This is a genomic window from Kitasatospora sp. NPDC005751 (assembly GCF_040630835.1).
Classification (GTDB): Bacteria; Actinomycetota; Actinomycetes; order Streptomycetales; family Streptomycetaceae; genus Kitasatospora.
In genome coordinates, this window is sequence record NZ_JBEXYC010000004.1 from 34,718 (window position 1) to 51,806 (window position 17,089).

At 73.0% G+C, this 17,089-nt stretch carries 14 protein-coding genes; 7 read left to right on the forward strand and 7 right to left on the reverse strand.

What is annotated here, in order from left to right; genetic code table 11:
• Window positions 1-14: 14 nt before the first annotated feature.
• The 4 genes from moaC to ABZ497_RS06175 all read right to left on the reverse strand — a co-directional run bounded on the left by moaC (window position 15) and on the right by ABZ497_RS06175 (window position 3,843).
• The gene (gene moaC / locus ABZ497_RS06160) at window positions 15-515 is read right to left on the reverse strand and encodes a cyclic pyranopterin monophosphate synthase MoaC (protein WP_329489282.1); all 501 of its coding nucleotides are present in this window, start codon (window positions 513-515) and stop codon (window positions 15-17) included.
• Between the two features lie 113 nt (window positions 516-628).
• Window positions 629-1,975 (reverse strand): gephyrin-like molybdotransferase Glp, encoded by a 1,347-nt coding sequence (gene glp, locus ABZ497_RS06165; protein WP_359803724.1) that lies wholly within the window; start codon window positions 1,973-1,975, stop codon window positions 629-631.
• Window positions 1,976-2,001: 26 nt separating this feature from the next.
• Window positions 2,002-2,922 carry a UTP--glucose-1-phosphate uridylyltransferase GalU gene (gene galU / locus ABZ497_RS06170; RefSeq protein WP_329489280.1) on the reverse strand — a complete coding sequence of 307 codons (921 nt, stop codon included), beginning with the start codon at window positions 2,920-2,922 and terminating at the stop codon, window positions 2,002-2,004.
• 51 nt (window positions 2,923-2,973) lie between these two features.
• The gene (locus tag ABZ497_RS06175) at window positions 2,974-3,843 is read right to left on the reverse strand and encodes a GGDEF domain-containing protein (RefSeq protein ID WP_359803726.1); all 870 of its coding nucleotides are present in this window, start codon (window positions 3,841-3,843) and stop codon (window positions 2,974-2,976) included.
• Between the two features lie 60 nt (window positions 3,844-3,903).
• Between ABZ497_RS06175 and ABZ497_RS06180 the strand changes: the two genes are divergently transcribed.
• On the forward strand, window positions 3,904-4,479 hold the full coding sequence (locus ABZ497_RS06180; protein WP_329489278.1) for a 5-formyltetrahydrofolate cyclo-ligase: 576 nt from the start codon (window positions 3,904-3,906) through the stop codon (window positions 4,477-4,479).
• Window positions 4,480-4,587: 108 nt separating this feature from the next.
• Here ABZ497_RS06180 and ABZ497_RS06185 read toward each other — a convergent pair whose 3' ends face one another.
• Entirely contained in the window at window positions 4,588-7,299 is a 2,712-nt protein-coding gene (locus ABZ497_RS06185; protein ID WP_329489277.1) for a penicillin acylase family protein, read from the reverse strand.
• A 304-nt stretch (window positions 7,300-7,603) separates the two neighbouring features.
• Between ABZ497_RS06185 and ABZ497_RS06190 the strand changes: the two genes are divergently transcribed.
• From ABZ497_RS06190 to mscL, 4 genes are all read left to right on the forward strand, one after another.
• Window positions 7,604-9,091 carry a potassium/proton antiporter gene (locus ABZ497_RS06190; RefSeq protein ID WP_359803729.1) on the forward strand — a complete coding sequence of 496 codons (1,488 nt, stop codon included), beginning with the start codon at window positions 7,604-7,606 and terminating at the stop codon, window positions 9,089-9,091.
• A gap of 436 nt (window positions 9,092-9,527) precedes the next feature.
• Window positions 9,528-10,805, forward strand: coding sequence for an MFS transporter (locus ABZ497_RS06195; RefSeq protein ID WP_329492220.1), 1,278 nt, complete (start codon window positions 9,528-9,530; stop codon window positions 10,803-10,805).
• A gap of 262 nt (window positions 10,806-11,067) precedes the next feature.
• Entirely contained in the window at window positions 11,068-11,406 is a 339-nt protein-coding gene (locus ABZ497_RS06200; RefSeq protein ID WP_359803731.1) for an FmdB family zinc ribbon protein, read from the forward strand.
• A gap of 571 nt (window positions 11,407-11,977) precedes the next feature.
• Window positions 11,978-12,397, forward strand: a complete 420-nt coding sequence (gene mscL / locus ABZ497_RS06205) for a large conductance mechanosensitive channel protein MscL (protein WP_359803732.1) — start codon at window positions 11,978-11,980, stop codon at window positions 12,395-12,397.
• 10 nt (window positions 12,398-12,407) lie between these two features.
• Here the strand turns inward: mscL and ABZ497_RS06210 are convergent, their stop codons facing one another.
• Window positions 12,408-12,677 (reverse strand): hypothetical protein, encoded by a 270-nt coding sequence (locus ABZ497_RS06210; RefSeq protein ID WP_359803733.1) that lies wholly within the window; start codon window positions 12,675-12,677, stop codon window positions 12,408-12,410.
• Window positions 12,678-12,800: 123 nt separating this feature from the next.
• Window positions 12,801-13,772, reverse strand: coding sequence for a sigma-70 family RNA polymerase sigma factor (locus tag ABZ497_RS06215; protein WP_329489273.1), 972 nt, complete (start codon window positions 13,770-13,772; stop codon window positions 12,801-12,803).
• Window positions 13,773-14,302: 530 nt separating this feature from the next.
• Here ABZ497_RS06215 and ABZ497_RS06220 point away from each other — a divergent pair.
• Together ABZ497_RS06220 and ABZ497_RS06225 are read left to right on the forward strand one after the other, a co-directional pair.
• Entirely contained in the window at window positions 14,303-15,151 is an 849-nt protein-coding gene (locus ABZ497_RS06220; RefSeq protein ID WP_359803734.1) for a phosphatase PAP2 family protein, read from the forward strand.
• A gap of 52 nt (window positions 15,152-15,203) precedes the next feature.
• Window positions 15,204-16,088 carry a carbon-nitrogen hydrolase family protein gene (locus tag ABZ497_RS06225; protein WP_359803735.1) on the forward strand — a complete coding sequence of 295 codons (885 nt, stop codon included), beginning with the start codon at window positions 15,204-15,206 and terminating at the stop codon, window positions 16,086-16,088.
• Window positions 16,089-17,089: the final 1,001 nt, after the last annotated feature.

The following is a 17,089-nucleotide window of genomic DNA, read 5'->3' on the forward strand; positions in this document are numbered from 1 at the left end:
CGCGTCCGGCGCGGTCATTCCGGGCTCCCGGCGGCGAACCAGTCGCCGCTCTTGCCGCCGGTCTTGCTGAGCACCCGGACGGACTCGATGGCGGCGCCCTTGTCGACGGCCTTGACCATGTCGATCACGGTGAGCCCGGCCACCGCGACGGCGGTGAGCGCCTCCATCTCGACGCCGGTCCGGTCGGCGGTCTTCACGGTGGCCGTGATCTCGACCGCGTCGTCGGTGACGGAGAGCTCGACCTTCACCCCGGAGACCGCGATCGGGTGGCAGAGCGGGATCAGCTCCGGTGTCTTCTTGGCGCCCATGATCCCGGCGATCCGGGCGACCGCGAGGGCGTCGCCCTTGGGCACGCCCTCGCCGCGCAGCAGCTCGACCACGCGGGGGGCGACCCTGACCCGGCCGGCCGCGACCGCGGTGCGTGCGGTGGTGGCCTTCTCGGAGACGTCGACCATCCGGGCCGCGCCCTGGTCGTCGACATGGGTGAGGCGGTCGCCGGGGGGTGAGGCGGTCACGGGTGGCTCCAGGGGGCGCGCAGATCGAATACCGCGCTACCGTACTCCTCGCTCCGGCCGGGGCGTGGGACGGGCCGTGCCGGCGGACGGGACGGCCCGGTCGCCGGGACCGCTCAGCCGCCGAGCAGGACGACGTCCACCTCGCTGCCGGCGGCGAGCTCGGTGACCTCCTCGGGCACCGTGATCAGGCAGTCCGCCCTGGCCAGCGCGCCGACCAGGTGCGAGCCCGCGCCGCCGACCGGCTCCACCACGCCGTCGCCCGCCGCGTACCGGCCGCGCAGGAACTGCCGCCGCCCGGCGGGCGAGCGCAGCGCGACCGGGCAGACCGCCCGGACCACCGGGCGGTGGACGTCGGCGGCGCCGAGCATGGTGCGGATCACCGGGCGGACGAAGAGCTCGAAGGAGATGTAGGCGCTGACCGGGTTGCCGGGCAGGGCCAGCAGCGGGACGCCGGCGCCGGCGCCGATCCGGCCGAAGCCCTGCGGCTTGCCGGGCTGCATCCGCAGCCGGCGGAAGTCGACCCCGCCGTAGGACTCGAAGACCTCCTTGACCACGTCGTACGCGCCGACGCTGACGCCACCGCTGGTGACGATCAGGTCGGCCCGGCCGAGCTGGTCCTCCAGGACGGCGCGCAGCCGTGCCGCGTCGTCCGGCACCCCGCCGACGCGGTAGGCGATGGCGCCGGCGTCCAGGGCGGCGGCGGTGAGGGTGAAGCTGTTGGAGTCGGTGATCTGCCCGGGGCCGACCGACTCGCCGGGCTGGACCAGCTCGCTGCCGGTGGAGAGCACCACCACGCGCGGGCGGGGGCGGACCCGGACGGTGCCCCGGCCGATCGCGGCGAGCAGGCCGATCTGGGTGGGGCCGAGCCGGGTACCGGCTTCCAGGACCCGGTCGCCGGCGGTGACGTCGCTGCCGCGGCGGCGGATGTGGGCGCCCTCGGAGACCGGGCGCAGCACCCGGACCTCCTCGTCCTCGACCGGGGCGCCCATCGCGTCGGCGGCCCGGCCGGTGCCGCTGCCGCCGTCGGTCCACTCGACCGGGGCGACCGCCTGGGCACCGGGCGGGACGGGGGCGCCGGTCATGATCCGGGCGGCCTGGCCGGGGCCGACCCTGGGCAGTTCGGCGGCGCCGGCGGCGATGTCGCCGACCACCGAGAGCACCGAGGGGTACTCGGCGGTGGCTCCGGCGGTGTCGGCGGTGCGCAGGGCGTAGCCGTCCATCGAGCTGTTGTCGAAGGGCGGCAGGTCACCGCCGGCGAGCACGTCCTCGTCGAGCCGGCAGCCCTGGGCGTCGAGCAGCTGGAGCTCGATCGCGGGCAGCGGGCCGACCGCGGCCAGCACGTCGGCGAGGTGCTCGTCGACGGTCCAGAGCCGAGCCGGCCGGGCGGCCGGTGCCGGGTCCGCGGATCCGTCGCAGCAGGCTGCGGCGGGGGTGGGACTGTTCTCCGTGGACCCGGTCATCGGCGCTCTCGCTCTCTGTCGGCGTGTCAGTCCTGCAGCTCGGAGGCGACGAACTCACGGAGCCAGGAGCGGAACTCCGGGCCCAGGTCCTCGCGCTCGGAGGCCAGACGGACGATAGCGCGCAGGTAGTCCGCGCGGTCACCGGTGTCGTAGCGGCGGCCCTTGAAGAGGACGCCGTGCACCTGGCCGCCGCTCTCGGCGTCGCGGGTGGTCAGCTCGCGCAGGGCGTCGGTGAGCTGGATCTCGCCGCCGCGGCCGGGCGGGGTCTCGCGCAGCACGTCGAAGACCGAGGGGTCGAGCACGTAGCGGCCGATGACGGCGTAGTTCGACGGCGCGTCGGCGGTCTCGGGCTTCTCGACCAGGTCGGTCACCTGGAAGACGTCCTCGCCGAAGCCGTTGGCCTTGACGGCCGCGCAGCCGTACAGGTGGATCTGCGAGGGGTCGACCTCCATGAGGGCGACGACCGAGCCGCCGAGCTCCTGCTGGACCTCGATCATGCGGGCGAGCAGCGGGTCGCGCGGGTCGATCAGGTCGTCGCCGAGCAGAACGGCGAAGGGCTGGCCGGCGACGTGCTGCTCGGCGACCGAGACGGCGTGGCCGAGACCCTTCGGGTCGCCCTGGCGGACGTAGTGCATGTTGGCCAGGTCGACGGACTCGCGCACCCGGCGCAGCCGGTCCTGGTCGCCCTTGCGGGCGAGCAGCTCCTCCAGCTCGTAGGCGCGGTCGAAGTGGTCCTCCAGCGCCCGCTTGTTACGGCCGGTGACCATCAGTATGTCGGACAGCCCGGCGGAGGCCGCCTCCTCGACGACGTACTGGATCGCCGGCTTGTCGACGACAGGCAGCATCTCCTTCGGAGTGGCCTTGGTGGCCGGGAGGAAGCGCGTGCCCAGTCCGGCCGCGGGGACCACGGCCTTGGTTACCGGAATTCGGGAGCTGATCGTCGTCATGCGTTTACCTTACTAAGGCATGTTTACGCCCGGCCGAGCGCGGTTGACCGGCTATGACAGCACGTCGCTGGGCCCGGCCAAGGTGGCAGGCAAAGGGGAAGCGCCGGGTGGGGTGAGGGGGTCCTCTCCGGCACAGGGCGACAGACTACCCGGGTTTTCCGAACGGTCACGCTCGGCAGCGGAGCCGCTGAGTGGCCGGGAGGAGGCGGCTTCGCGCCAGCAGTCCCCGCCGGCGTCGCGAGCCTCGGCCAGGGCCCGGTCGGCGGCCCGGAGCAGGACGGCGGCATGCGTACCGTCCTCGGGCAGCACGGCCACGCCGACCGCGGCGGTGAGCCCGTTGCCCTGCTGGCGGCGACCTTCGCGCGGGCCGGAGGACCAGTCCAGCAGCAGGTGGCGGCGGACCGACCAGACCAGCCGTTCGGCGACGTGTGCCGCGCCCGCGGCGCCGGTGTCCGGCAGCACGATCAGGAAGACCTCGCCGCTGTACCGGCCGAGGGTGTCGGAGCGGCGGATCTCCATGCCGAGCCGCTGGGCGAGGTCGCGCAGTATCGCGTCGGCCCGGGCCCGGCCGTGTTCGGCGATCACCCGGTCGAAGCCCGCGATGTCCAGCAGCAGGACGGCCAGCGGGTGCGGGCCGTCCTGCTGGTCGGCCTGCTCGGCCCGGCGGGCGCGCTCGATCTCCCGGTCCAGGGTGAGCTGCAGGTGGCGGTAGTTCCAGACCCCGGTGAGCGGGTCGCAGGAGGCGGTGCGCTCCAGCTCGGCGCAGCGGGCCTCCAGCTCGGCGACCCGCTCGCGCAGCCGGGCCTCGCGGTCGGCGGCGGCGCCGTCGGCCCGGCGCAGCCGCAGGCCGAACACGGCGGCGCCGGCCAGCGCCGGGGCGCTCAGCGCGGCCAGGGCCTGGAGCAGCAGCGGGGTCGACATCGGGGCGCCTTCCGCGTGTCAGGCTCTGGACGTCACGGGCACAGAGCTGTGGAGGATCCCATGCACAACGAGAAGAGCGCGCTGAGGACACGGCTGCTGGCCGAACGGCGGGCGCTGGTGGCGGTGGAGCGGGAGCGGGCGGCGCTCGCCCTGGCCGGGCACGCCGGCGCGCTGGCCGAGCCGGGCGCCACGGTGGCCGCGTACGTGTCGGTCGGCAGCGAGCCGGGCACCCGGCCGCTGCTGGACGCGCTGCTGGCGCGCGGGGTCCGGGTGCTGCTGCCGGTGCTGCTGGCCGACAACGACCTGGACTGGGCCGAGTACGAGGGGCCGCAGGCGCTGGCGCCGGCCGGGCGCGGGCTGCTGGAGCCGGTCGGCGGCCGGCTCGGGCCGGAGGCCGTGACCACGGCGTCGCTGGTGCTGCTGCCCGGCCTGGCGGTGGACCGGCGGGGGCTGCGGCTGGGCCGCGGCGGCGGCTCGTACGACCGGGTGCTGGCCCGGCTCGGGCGGGCCGGGGCGCGACCGCTGCTGGCGGTGCTGCTCTACGAGCACGAGCTGCTGGCGAGCGTGCCGGCCGAGCCGCACGACCTGCCGGTGGACCTCGCCCTCACCCCGTCCGGGCCGCACCGGCTGGGGTGACGACGGCGGTGACGACGGCGGTGACGACGGCGGTGACGACGGCGGTGACGACGGCGGCCCCGCGCCTCGGGGTCCGAGGGGCGGGGCCGCCGTGCCGTGCGGGCCGGCTCAGCCGGTGGTCAGCACCAGCTTGTGCTTGGCCGACTTCTCGACCGCGTCGGGCGAATAGGCCCAGGTCAGCAGCTTGCCCTTGAGCCAGAGGTCGGTCTGGTCGTTGTAGTTGTCGTGGAAGGCGTGCCCGGAGGCGCCGCCCACGTTCACCCAGCGCGAGGCGTCGAAGTCGCTCAGGTCGACGACCATCCGCATCGACGGGATCCAGTCCACCTGGTAGCCCGCCGCCGCGTTCCAGCCCGCCGCGTCGACCGCGCCGGAGCCGCCGGAGAGGCGGTACGGGCCGCGGTTGAGCAGTCGCCGGACGAAGCCGGAGGCGATCGAGGAGTCGTCGCTGCCCAGGGTCTGTTCGCGCAGCGTCAGGGTGTGCAGACGGCCCCAGCTCCAGGTGGAGACGTCCTTGCTGAGCAGCGCCGTGAGGTCCTGACGGGCATTCTTCATCGCCTCGGCGAGCAGGTTGTCGAGGCCCTTCTGCTCGTGGTGGTCCGAGTCGATGTACGTCCACCAGCTGCTGTCGGGCTTCGCCAGCTGCTGGCGCACCACCTCGGTCCAGCGGTCGCCGCCGTCCGGCTGGGCCTTGCCCGGGTCACGGGTGCCGCACTCGGTGACGATCTGGGTGCGGCTGTCGGGCTTGGTCGGGTCGGTCTGCCGGCGGACCAGCAGGCAGTTGTCCTCGGCGCGCAGGTCGGCCGGGAACTTCTGGCCGAAGGAGAGGCTGAGCAGCTGGCGCCAGACGCCGTTGTAGTAGGCGGCGGCGGCCGAGTCGGCGTCCTGGTGGAAGTTCCAGTCCTTCAGCAGGTCCTGCGCCTCGCGCACGTACGGGTCGTCGATCTGCACCTTCAGCAGCATCGGGACCAGCGTCTTGGCCAGGATGCTGGTGTTGTCGAGCTGCATCTCCTGCATGTCGTCCGGCGAGATCTTGCCGTTGTTCCTGAGCTTGGCCTCGATCTGGTCGGTGATCTCCTTGGCCCGGGTGCCGTACTCCCAGTCCTTGGTCAGCAGGTACTTGTACGAGGGGTCGACCACGGCCTGGTTGGCGGTGACGATGTAGCCGGCGGCCGGGTTGCGGCTGTAGGGCAGGGCGGTGAAGGGGACGGCGCCCTTCCACTGGTACGAGGAGTCCCAGCCCGGCGCCGGGTAGCCGCCGTCGCCCTTGCCGCGGACCGGGATGTTGCCCGGGGCCTGGTAGCCGATGTTCTCGGCGTCGGCGTAGATCAGGTTCTGCGCGGGGACGGCGAAGTCCTTCGCGGCGGCCCGGAAGTCGTCCCAGCCCTTGGCGCGGTCCAGCGCGAAGACGGCGTCCATGGTCTTGCCCGGCTCCAGCGCCGTCCACTGCAGGGCCACGCCGTAGCCGCTGGTCGAGCGGTCCGGGGCGGAGGCGCCGTTCGGCGCGTACTTGCCGACGTTCTGCTGCTCGGTGCTCTGGTCGGAGATCAGCGGGGCGCCGGTCTGGGTGGTGCGGACGGTGATGGTGCGGTCCTCGCCGCCGGCCACCTTGATGGTCTCCTTGCGCAGCGTGAACTTCACCTCCTTGCCGTCCACCAGGTAGGTCTCCGGGCCGGTGACCTTTTCCAGGAAGAGGTCGGTGACGTCGGCGCCGAGGTTGGTGAAGCCCCAGGCGATGTCCTTGTTGTGGCCGATCACCACGCCCGGCATACCGGCGAAGGTGAAGCCGGAGACGTCGTACTGGCAGGCGGGCGAGGCGGTGCGGCAGTGCAGGCCCATCTGGTACCAGACCGACGGCAGGCCGGGGCCGAGGTGCGGGTCGTTGGCCAGCAGCGGCTTGCCGGTGGTGGTGTGCGAGCCGGCGACCACCCAGGAGTTGGACCCGATGCCCTGGCCCTGCCGGCCGAGCAGCTGCGGCATCGCGTCGATCCGGTCGGTGACGTCCTTGAACATCGCCTTGGTCGCGGCCGCGCCCTGCGCGGTGCCCGTGGTGGGGCCGGACTGGGCGGCCCCGTCCGCCGGGCGGTACGCGTCGCCCGAGACGGTGCCGGTCTTCACGATGGTGCCGTTGCGCGCGTACGGGTACTCCGGGTACAGCTCGGCGATCTTCTCCGGGCTGAAGTCCTGGGCGAGCAGCGAGCGGTCGATCTCCTCCTGGAGGTTCCCCGAGAGGTTCCAGGCCATCGCCTTCAGCCAGGAGACCGAGTCGACCGGGGCCCACTGCTCCGGCTTGTAGTCGCCGTTCACCACGCCGAGCAGGCTGTACTCCAGCGAGGCGCTCGCGCCGCCGGGGTGCTCGCCGAGCCAGGCGTTGACGCCGTCCGCGTACGCCTGGAGGTTCTTCCTGGTCTCGGGCGACAGCTGGGAGTCGATCTCCTTCTGCGCCACGTCGCGCCAGCCCATGGTGCGGATGAAGGAGTCGGTCTCGACCTGGCTGTCGCCGAACATCTCGGAGAGCCGGCCCGCGGTGATGTGCCGTCGGACGTCCATCTCCCAGAACCGGTCCTGCGCCTGCACGTAGCCCTGGGCGCGGAAGAGGTCCTCCGGGGTGTCGGCGTAGAGCTGGGGGATGCCGTTGGCATCCCGCTTCACGTCGACCGGCGCGCTCAGGCCCGCCACCTTGACGCTGCCGTCGACCTCCGGGAAGGACGCGCGTACCGCGGCCACCCCCCGGTAGCCGCCGTAGCCGGCGCCGGCCACCAGCAGCACGACCAGCACGATCACGATCAGACGGGCGCGCCGGAACTTCTTCGAGCGGGGCATCTGGGTCCTTGCGGTCCTCGACTGGGGGACGGGCGGGCATGTCCAGGGCACACGGCCATGACAGGGGACCACATTAGGCCGAGTCCACTGGCGGGCGTGCACGGGGGACGCTCACGGTGGGATCGGACGAGGTCAGCGGAGGGCGGGAAGGGACCCGTGTGAACGGTGAAGCTAAAGATATGGCAAAATGTTAGACTGAGTAACGATCCGCTAGCGGAGCAATCGCCCCCGGCCGGTCGGCTCCCCCCGGCCTCACCGCCACCAGACACCCCGCCCGCCCCCAGCCTGCCCGAGGTGCCCCTGCGTGAATGTCGACCACCTGAACCAGCTGCTCCTCGAATTCTCCGTGATCCTGCTGGTCGCGGTGGTCGCCGTGCGCATCTCGACCCGGTCGGGGCTGCCCAGCCTGCTGATCTACCTCGGCATCGGCGTCGCCCTCGGCCAGAACGGCCTGGGCTTCGCCTTCAACAACGCCGCGCTGACCCAGGTGATCGGCTACGCCGCACTGGTCGTCATCCTGGCCGAGGGCGGTCTCAAGACGAGCTGGCGCGAGGTCAGACCCGTGATGCCGGCCGCCACCGTGCTCGCCACGGTCGGCGTCGGGATCAGCGTCTTCGTGACCGCGGCCGGCGCGCACTGGCTGGTCGGCCTGGACTGGCGGACGTCCATGCTGCTCGGCGCGATCGTCTCCTCGACCGACGCGGCCGCCGTCTTCTCCGTGCTGCGGATGGTCCCGCTGCCGCACCGGCTGACCGGGCTCCTGGAGGCCGAGTCGGGCTTCAACGACGCCCCCGTGGTGATCCTCGTCGTCGCCTTCGCCACCACCGGTGAACTCGACTCCTGGTACGTCCTGATCGGCACGATCGTCGCCGAGCTGGCCATCGGGGCCGCGGTCGGCCTCGCGGTCGGCAAGCTGGGCGCGTTCGGGATCAAGCACGTCGCCCTGCCGTCCTCCGGCCTCTACCCGATCGCCGTCCTGGCGCTCACCGTGCTCGCCTACGCCGGCGGCGCGCTGCTGCACGGCTCCGGCTTCCTCGCCGTCTACATCAGCGCGGTCATCCTGGGGAACGCCAAACTGCCGCACGGGCCCGCCGTCCGCGGCTTCGCCGACGGACTGGCCTGGATCGGGCAGATCGGCATGTTCGTGCTGCTCGGCCTGCTCTGCACCCCCGAGACCATGGGCTCGGCCGTGGTGCCCGCGCTGGTGATCGGCGCCGTGCTGGTCTTCCTGGCCAGGCCGCTGTCGGTGGTGATCACGCTGACGCCCTTCAAGCTGCCCGGCCGCGAGCAGGCGCTGCTCAGCTGGGCCGGGCTGCGCGGGGCGGTGCCCATCGTGCTGGCGACCATCCCGATGGTGGCCGGCACGCCGATGGCCCACGACGTCTTCAACATCGTCTTCATCCTGGTCGTGGTCTTCACCCTCCTCCAGGGCCCGACCCTGCCCTGGGTCGCCAAGTGGCTGAAGATCTCCGAGGGCTCGATGGGCCAGGACCTCGGCATCGAGTCCGCGCCCCTGGAGAAGCTGCACGGACACCTGCTGTCGGTGGCGCTGTCGCCGAGTTCCAGGATGTCCGGCGTGGAGATCGGCGAGCTGCGGCTGCCGGCCGGCGCGGCGGTGACCCTGGTCGTCCGGGAGGGCAGCAGCTTCGTCCCGGACAAGGCCACCGTGCTGCGCGGCGGCGACGAACTGCTGGTCGTGACCACCGACGAGGTCAGCGAGGCCGCCGAGCGGCGGCTGCGGGCCGTGGACAAGGGCGGCAAGCTCGCGGGGTGGCTGTACGGGCGGCGGTGACCGCGACGACCACGGGGGGTTCGTCCAGCGTTCACCTCCGATGGACGGGACAGATCTGGATGTCCTCTGTATGGTGGGGGTAGCGCGTCATCTACGCGCGTATATGCAGAACGATCGAAACACCCCAGCATCTGCCTGAAGCAGAGTTGGCGCGACCGCTCGGCGGCTGCGGCCCGGATCCCGGCAACCACGCCGGGCGGGCCCGGTAACTACCCCGGTCGACGCGCGAGAGGACGACTCTCGGCGCCGTCGGGGCCACCCCATGCCCCTTCCGCGCTACCAGGCAGCAGGAAGGACGACCGTGACGGCCCGCCGAACGGTCGAGAACACCGCGGACACCCGCGCCGCCCTGGCCACCGACACGCTCCCGGACACCCGGCCGGGCACCGGGGCCACCGCCGACCAGGGCGCACCCGCCCGCGTCGGGTACGGCGCACTGCTGCGCACCCCCGGGGCCTGGACGTTCCTGGCCCCCGCCTTCGCCGCGCGGCTCCCGTACGCGATGCTCAGCCTGGGCATCGTCCTGCTGGTGCTGGACACCCACGGCTCCTACGGCACGGCCGGCAGCGTCGCGGCGGTCTCCGCCGTCGCCCAGGCCTTCATCGGCCCGCAGACCGGCCGGCTGGCCGACCGCTACGGCCAGGCCGCCGTGCTCGTCCCGACCGTGATCGTGCACGCGGTCTCGGTCGGCGCGCTGATCGCGCTGGCCCTGGGCCACGCCCCGGTCTGGACCCTCTTCCTCGCCGCCGCCCCGGCCGGCGCCAGCGTGCCGCAGGTCGGCGCGATGGTCCGGTCCCGCTGGGTCGCCAAGCTCTCCGCCGAGGGTGCGGCCGGCGGGCGCTCGGCGTCCGCGCTGTCGGCCGCCAAGCTCAACACCGCCTTCGCCTTCGAGTCCGTGACGGACGAGTTCACCTTCGTGATCGGCCCGGTGCTCGCCGGCGCCATCGCCACCTCGGTCACGCCCGCCGCCGGGCTGATCGCCGAGGCCGCGCTGACCGTGGTCGGCGGACTGGCCTTCGCCGCCCAGCGGCGCACCGCGCCGGCCCGGCACCCGCACCAGCCCGGCGTCCGCCGGGTCTCCGCGCTCTCCTCCCCCGGCGTCCGGCTGCTGGCCGGCGCGTTCCTGGGCGTCGGCACCGTCTTCGGCGCCATGCAGGTGTCGGTCACCGCGTTCACCGAGTCGGTCGGCCAGCCCGGCGCCAACGGCACCGTGTACGGGATCTTCGCCGGCGGCTCGATGCTGGCCGGCGTGCTGTACGGCATGGTCGCCTGGCGCCGGGCCGCCCGGCACCGGATGCTGGCCAGCTACGCGCTGCTGGTCGTGGGCTGCTCGACGCTCTGGGCGATGCCCAACCTGGTCGCGCTGTCCGTCGCCGGGCTGGTCTGCGGCCTGGCCATCGCACCGACGCTGATCACCGGGTACACCCTGGTCGAGACGCTGGTCGCGGACGGCGCCAAGACCGAGGCCTTCACCTGGCTGACCGGTGCCATCGGGCTGGGCCTGGCGGCCGGGTCCACGGTCGCCGGACGGCTGATCGACGGACACGGGCCGTCGGCCGGGTTCCTGGTGCCGATGGCCGGTGCCGGGCTCGGCCTGGTCGCGCTGGTCGCGCTGCGGCACCTGCTGATCGCGCCGGGCGCGGCGAGCACGGTGGTCGCGGGCGCGAACGAGCGGGGCTCGGCTCCGCAGCTGGTCGGGGCGGCGAAGGGCTGAGCGGCGGGGCTCGGGGCGCCGGTCGGGGGCGTCGGGCGGCGTCGGGCGGCGTCGGGTCGGGTCGGACGCGTCCGGCCGGTCGGGTGGCGGGTCCGGGCCGGGGCGGCGGCCCTCGGCGGCCGGCTTCCGGCGGGCGCGGGAACGGGTGCTTCGGCGCGCCCCCGGCTCATCTCACATTCGAGTCGCTGGACTGATCCAGCGGAATGCCGCATCATTGACCATCGTTAGCACTCATCAGGCGAGAGTGCCAGGAGGAAGACAAGTGCCCACGTACCAGTACCAGTGCACCGAGTGCGGCAACGGCCTGGAGGCGGTGCAGAAGTTCACCGACGAGGCGCTGACCACGTGCCCCGACTGCCAGGGACGGCTCCGCAAGGTCTTCTCGGCCGTGGGTGTGGTCTTCAAGGGCTCCGGCTTCTACCGGACCGACAGCCGATCCTCGTCCACCAGCTCGGTGGGCACCGGCTCGTCGTCGAACTCGACCTCGTCGGGTTCGTCCTCGTCCGGCTCGTCGTCGGCTGCTTCGACCTCGTCCTCGTCGACCTCGGGCGGCTCGACCGCTGCCGCGAGCTCGGCTCCGGCGGCGAAGCCGGCCGGCTGAGACCAGACTTCGCAAGGCCCGTGGGCCCGCGCCATCGCGCGGCCCGCGGGCCTTTCGCGTGCCCGGGCGGAGGCAGGCCGCTCGCGGTCAACCGCCGATGGGCCCACTACCCCGTTCGGGTGTACAGAGTTGTCCACAGGGCCGAGTTGTCCACAGGCCTGGGGACAGGGCTTCCACCCGCCCCCAGGGCCGCCCAGAGTGTGCGTCGGAAGAGCCGGCCCGCACCCCGGGCCGGCGCCCCGCGACCACCGGTGGTGCCCATGTCGACCACGAGCCTCCCCCCGCGATTCCCGCCGCTCCCCGCCCCGGCCGTTCCGCCCCGGCGGGAGGTGCCGCCCTTCGCGCCGATCCGGCGTGGCGGCGGCCGCCTCCACCGGCTCCGCCGGGCCGCCCGGCACCGGCTCGGGGTGCCCGCCCTGCTGCTGGTCGCCCTGTCGGCCGCGCTGGCCGTCGGGCCCGCGCGGGCGGGTCTCTCCCCTCCGGGCGCCGCGCCGGTCGGCCGATCGGGTTGTCAATCGGAACACCTCGAAGCTCACCCGTGACCGGACCACGACTTCGTCGTTCACGCGGCATGAAAGGCTTCAAGGAATTCCTGCTGCGCGGAAATGTCGTCGAACTCGCCGTCGCCGTCGTCATCGGCGCGGCGTTCACCAACATCATCAACGCCTTCGTCAAGGGCGTGATCAACCCGATCGTCGGCGCCTTCGGAGCCAAGGACCTGGGCGCCTACAGCTCCTGCCTCAAGGGCCCCTGCGAGCTGAGCGCGACCGGCGAGGTCACGTCCGGGATCCTCATCCTGTGGGGCTCGGTGCTGAGCGCCCTCCTGCAGTTCGTCATCACCGCGGCCGTCGTCTACTTCTGCCTGATCCTGCCGATGACCAGGTTCGCCGCCCGGCGCAAGAGCCTCGCCGAGGTCCAGGCGGAGGCCGAGGCCAAGGAGGTCCTGCTGCTGACCGAGATCCGCGACGCGCTGGTCACGCAGCAGCGCTGAGCACGCCCCGTCAGTCCCCGTGGTGCGGCGGGCGCTGGCTCAGGTACCAGTCCAGTCCCCGTCCACCACTCTCCCCCGCTCCCGGGCGCCCGCCCCAGCCGGCGTCGGTGTCGTCACTGGACTGCTGGTCCAGCGGGTCCCGGAAGACCAGCCGGGCCTTCGTCGCGGCCTTGGGGTCGTCGGACGCCTTCACGGCCTCCGCGGCGTCCGTCCCGTCCCCGCCGTCCTGCCTGGGCTCCCGCTCGGTCACCGGCCCGCCTCCGTCTCGCACATCGTCCACTCCTCCAGCCTAGAAGCTCCCCGTGCCCGCGCCGACCGCCGCCGGGGACGCGTGAGGGCCCCGGTGCGGAGCGATTCCGCACCCGGGGCCCGGCACGACGGCGAGGTGGCGGCGGGGAGGCCGTCAGGCGGCTTCGAAGCCCGCGTGGTCGGCGATCCGCTTCAGCTCGGCCAGCGCGTGCTTCTCGATCTGGCGGATCCGCTCCCGCGTCAGCCCGTGCTGCTTGCCCACCTCGGTCAGCGTCCGCTCACGGCCGTCCTCCATCCCGTACCGCGACCGGATGATCGAGGCCGTCCGGTCGTCCAGGCGCCCGATCAGACCGTCCAGCTCCTCGCGGCGGAGCATGACCATCACGGCGTCCTCCGGGGACGTCGCCCCGGTGTCCTCGACCAGGTCGCCGAACTGGGTCTCGCCCTCGTCGTCGACGGACATGTTGAGGCTCACCGGGTCACGCGCCCAGTCCAGGACGTCCTTGATCCGCGCCTCGGTGGTGTCCAGCTCGGCCGCGATCTCGGCCGGCTCCGGCTCGCGGCCCAGCTCCTTGGACTTCTCCCGCTGGACACGCCGGATCCGGCCCAGCTCCTCGACCAGGTGGACGGGCAGCCGGATGGTGCGCGACTGGTCGGCGATGGACCGGGTGATCGCCTGCCGGATCCACCAGGTGGCATAGGTGGAGAACTTGAAACCCTTGGCGTAGTCGAACTTCTCCACCGCCCGCACCAGGCCGGCGTTGCCCTCCTGGATGAGGTCGAGCAACGGAAGGCCGCTGCGCGGGTAACGCCGCGCGACGGCGACGACCAGCCGGAGGTTGGAGCGGATGAAGACGTCCTTGGCGCGCTCGGCGTCCTCGGCTATCGCCTCCAGCTCCTCACGCTTCACACCCTTCGGGAGCTCCGCCTCCTCCAGCAGGTGCTGGGCGTACACACCGGCCTCGATCCGCAGCGAGAGCTCGACCTCCTCGGCGGCATCGAGCAGGGGCGTCCTGGCGATCTCGTCGAGATACATACCGACCAGGTCGCGGTCGGCCTCAAGGTTGGTCGGGCGGGCCGCGCGAGTCCGGTCGGCCCTGTCGCGAACGACGGCACGGGTGGCCATGCTTGCTCCCTTTGCTGGAATTGCCGAGGTCTGCCTGCCTGCCCCCAAGAGGGCAAGAATGCGGGCCCCGCGGGGCTCACACGTAACGATCCAACGAACAGATTCCGGACAACATTCCCAAGTCGCTCAGATTCTTCCGCCGATGCAGTATGCTGCCGGTTTTCACCACGCCCCTGGACGGAGCGTGACCGGACCGGCACCACAGGTGCCGGCCGGGCGGTCCACACGGCGCGGTCCGCCGAAAGCGGTCGGCGGGACCGCGGGTGCGGCCCCCCGGCGCCTTGCCGCTGCGCGGCCGCCCATGCCGGGGCCGTCGACGCACTCCTTTGCGGGCCCTTCACTCCGGAGAACCCGCGGGCAGCCGCGCGCGTTCCCGCCCGGCTCCGCCGGAGCCGCCGCTGCCACCGGTTCCGCACCCCGGAGCCGCCCCGCGCCCGCTCCCCGGCGCACGCAGATCCTCCGCACAAAAGATGCCAAATCGCTATCGCGCAGGCGTCCGATCAGCACAACGCACTGGGAAGGTGTCAGCCATGCACCTGACCAACAGCTCGCTTCTCCTCACCCCGCGTAATCGCCACCTGCTCCGGCACGTGGCGCTCGCGGCGGGCTGTACCGCGCTGTTCGCGGTCCTGGCCACCCTGGTGCAGACCGGCTGGTCCCCCCTCGCCCGCCTGGACCAGGGCTGGGTGGACGACATGCACCGCTACGCCCAGGGCCGAAGAGTCTGGGTCGCCTCGGTGCAGATGCTCACCGACATCGGCGGCACGATCACCATGCGCACGCTGCTCGGCGCCGCCACGCTCTGGCTCTGGCTGATCGGGGCCCGGGTGCTGGCCTGCTGGGCCGCGGCCCAGGCGCTGGTCGGCTGGGGCTTCCTGTGGGTCCTGAAGCTCTGCCTCGACCGCCTGCGGCCGCACTTCCCCGACCCGGTCGCCCACGCCGGCGGCCCGGCCCTCCCGTCCGGGCATGCGATGGCCTCCGTGATCACCTGCGCCGTCCTGGTCGGGCTGGTCTGGCACCGGTCCTCGCGCGGCGGGCGGATCACCGCCTGTTCGATCGCCGCGCTGACCGTGCTGACGATCGGCTGGACGAGGGTCGCCCTCGCCGTCCACTGGCCGAGCGACGTGCTGGGCGGCTGGCTGGCCGCCGGGATCGTCCTGGGCGCGGTCACCGTGGCCGTCGAGCTCTGCCGGCCCGGCGCGCTGGCCCGGGACGTCCGGCGGGTCAACTGGCGGACCAGGCCGAGGGTCCAGCGCGTCCTCGTTTCCCAGACCGCCCCCGCGCCCTACGACCCGGCCTTCGACCCGGCTTTTGATCCGGCCTTCGAGGAGGCCGCCGAGCGGGCCGGCGACCGACCGGACGGCGCGGTCAAGCCCTAGCGCGGGTCCCCGGCCTCGGGCCGGTCCGCCGGGCCCGCCTAGCCTGGCCTTCATGCCGCTTCCCTCGACGCCAGACCGGCCCGCTCCCGCCCCCGACTTCCCCGACCGGCCGCTACGGATCGCCGCCGCGCAGGCCCAGGCGGTGGCGGGCGACCTCCCCGCCAACGTCGCGACCGTCGCCGACCTGATCCGCGAGGCCGCCTCGGACGGCGTCCGCCTGGTGCTCTTCGCCGAGAAGTTCCTGTCCGGCTACGAGCCCGAGCTGATCCGGACCGACCCCCTCAAGTACAGCGTCCAGCCCGGCGATCCCCGGCTCGCACCGATCGCCGACGCCTGCCGGGAGACCGACACGGCCGCCGTGGTCGGCGCGGCCGTCCGGGACGCCGACGGCGAACTGCGCATCTCCGCCCTGGTCTTCGGCCCCGACGGTGCGCTCACCGCCCGGTACGACAAGCAGTACCTCTTCAAGACGGAACGGGACACCTACCGCCCCGGGACGACGGGCTGCACCCTCCAACTCGACGGGTGGCGGCTCGGCCTGGGCATCTGCTACGACTCCGGCTTCCCCGAACACGCCCGCGCCGCCGCCCTCGACGGCTGCCACGCCTACCTGGTCGGCGCGCTGTTCAGCGTGGGCCACGGCCACCACGAGTCCCGGACCTGGTTCCCGGCCCGCGCGCTCGACAACACCCTCTACACGGTGCTGGCCAACCACATCGGCACCACCGGCGGCTGGAACACCTGCGGCGCCAGCGCCGTCTGGTCCCCCGACGGCCGCCTCCTCGCCGAGGCCGGCCCGGACCGCCGCGAGCTGGTCGTCGCCGACCTCGACCCGGAGGTCCTGCGCACCACCCGGGAGGCCGAGAGCCTCCTCGCCGACCTCGCCTCCCAGCCCCGCACCACCCCGCGCGACCGGCACACCCTCGGCCTCGGCTGAACCCGCCCCCGACGGCCCGTCACACGCCGGCGGCCCCGAACGCGCCCGGCCGACTCCGCCACCCCGGGGCGCCGGTCCTCGCGCCCACCCCGGGCCCGCCGGGCACGCGGCCCCACGGCCTTGAACGCGGCACGGACGCGCGGCACGGACGCGCGGCACGGACGCGGCACAAGCGGGACACGGGCGGGACGGCGGTCGGGAACGACGAAGGCCCAGGTCCGGGGGAATCCCCGGACCTGGGCCTTCACTGCGTAGCGCGCTGTGCCCCAGGCAGGATTCGAACCTGCGACACCGGCTTTAGGAGCCCAGTTGTCAGTTAGGCGCCCTGACCTGCATCGAAGCGGCGCTGGGCCTCAACCCCGAGCCCTGACCGCCGTTGCCCGCGATTCCCCGTGGTTCCCCGCCCGTCCTGGCACGGCTGTGGCACGGGGGCGGCACTCATGCACCTGTATGCCCGCTATCCGCGCAGGCCTGTCGCTCTCATAGACATGAGCGCTGGCGCCGCGCGCTGCCCCAGCCACTTGCCGTACAGGCGCCGGCAACCGCCAGGACAGCCCGGTTGCCTCGGAAGTCCCACAGGGCGGCACTGCTCCGCCCAGCGCAGCAGTGCTGACGTACGCCCTGGGGTACGCCTTCACGGGGACTGACATGGCGTCCGTCCTCATTTGCCCAGATCAGCCAACACGACGTCAAAAGTTCCCAATAGATGGTCCGTGTTGGTATCTCACGTGCTCTCGGGTGCCCCACGAGGGCGCCCGGGACCGGGTACGCTGTTCGTGTCACACCCCCCTAGGGCGACCTAGGTCGGTTCCGCGCGGGTCTACCAGGCCCGAGGGGGGAGGTGATGTGGGATGAGCGACTCCCGACGGGAGGCCATCCGGAGGGCTGCATGGCGGACCGCCGACTGGTTGGCTCAACAGACCGTCCAGACTGCAATTCTGCAGATCGTGGCGATCTTGTTGAGTGACAGCGGCGGCGGTCCCACCTGTTGACGCAGGTAG

Bases quoted from the DNA above. Each gene is read 5' to 3' on its own strand.
- ABZ497_RS06225 (WP_359803735.1), top strand. From the start codon at position 15,204: ATGCCGCTTCCCTCGACGCCAGACCGGCCCGCTCCCGCCCCCGACTTC.
- ABZ497_RS06215 (WP_329489273.1), bottom strand. From the start codon at position 13,772: ATGGCCACCCGTGCCGTCGTTCGCGACAGGGCCGACCGGACTCGCGCG.
- ABZ497_RS06185 (WP_329489277.1), bottom strand. From the start codon at position 7,299: ATGCCCCGCTCGAAGAAGTTCCGGCGCGCCCGTCTGATCGTGATCGTG.
- galU (WP_329489280.1), bottom strand. From the start codon at position 2,922: ATGACGACGATCAGCTCCCGAATTCCGGTAACCAAGGCCGTGGTCCCC.
- glp (WP_359803724.1), bottom strand. From the start codon at position 1,975: ATGACCGGGTCCACGGAGAACAGTCCCACCCCCGCCGCAGCCTGCTGC.
- mscL (WP_359803732.1), top strand. From the start codon at position 11,978: ATGAAAGGCTTCAAGGAATTCCTGCTGCGCGGAAATGTCGTCGAACTC.
- ABZ497_RS06180 (WP_329489278.1), top strand. From the start codon at position 3,904: ATGCACAACGAGAAGAGCGCGCTGAGGACACGGCTGCTGGCCGAACGG.
- ABZ497_RS06175 (WP_359803726.1), bottom strand. From the start codon at position 3,843: ATGTCGACCCCGCTGCTGCTCCAGGCCCTGGCCGCGCTGAGCGCCCCG.
- ABZ497_RS06220 (WP_359803734.1), top strand. From the start codon at position 14,303: ATGCACCTGACCAACAGCTCGCTTCTCCTCACCCCGCGTAATCGCCAC.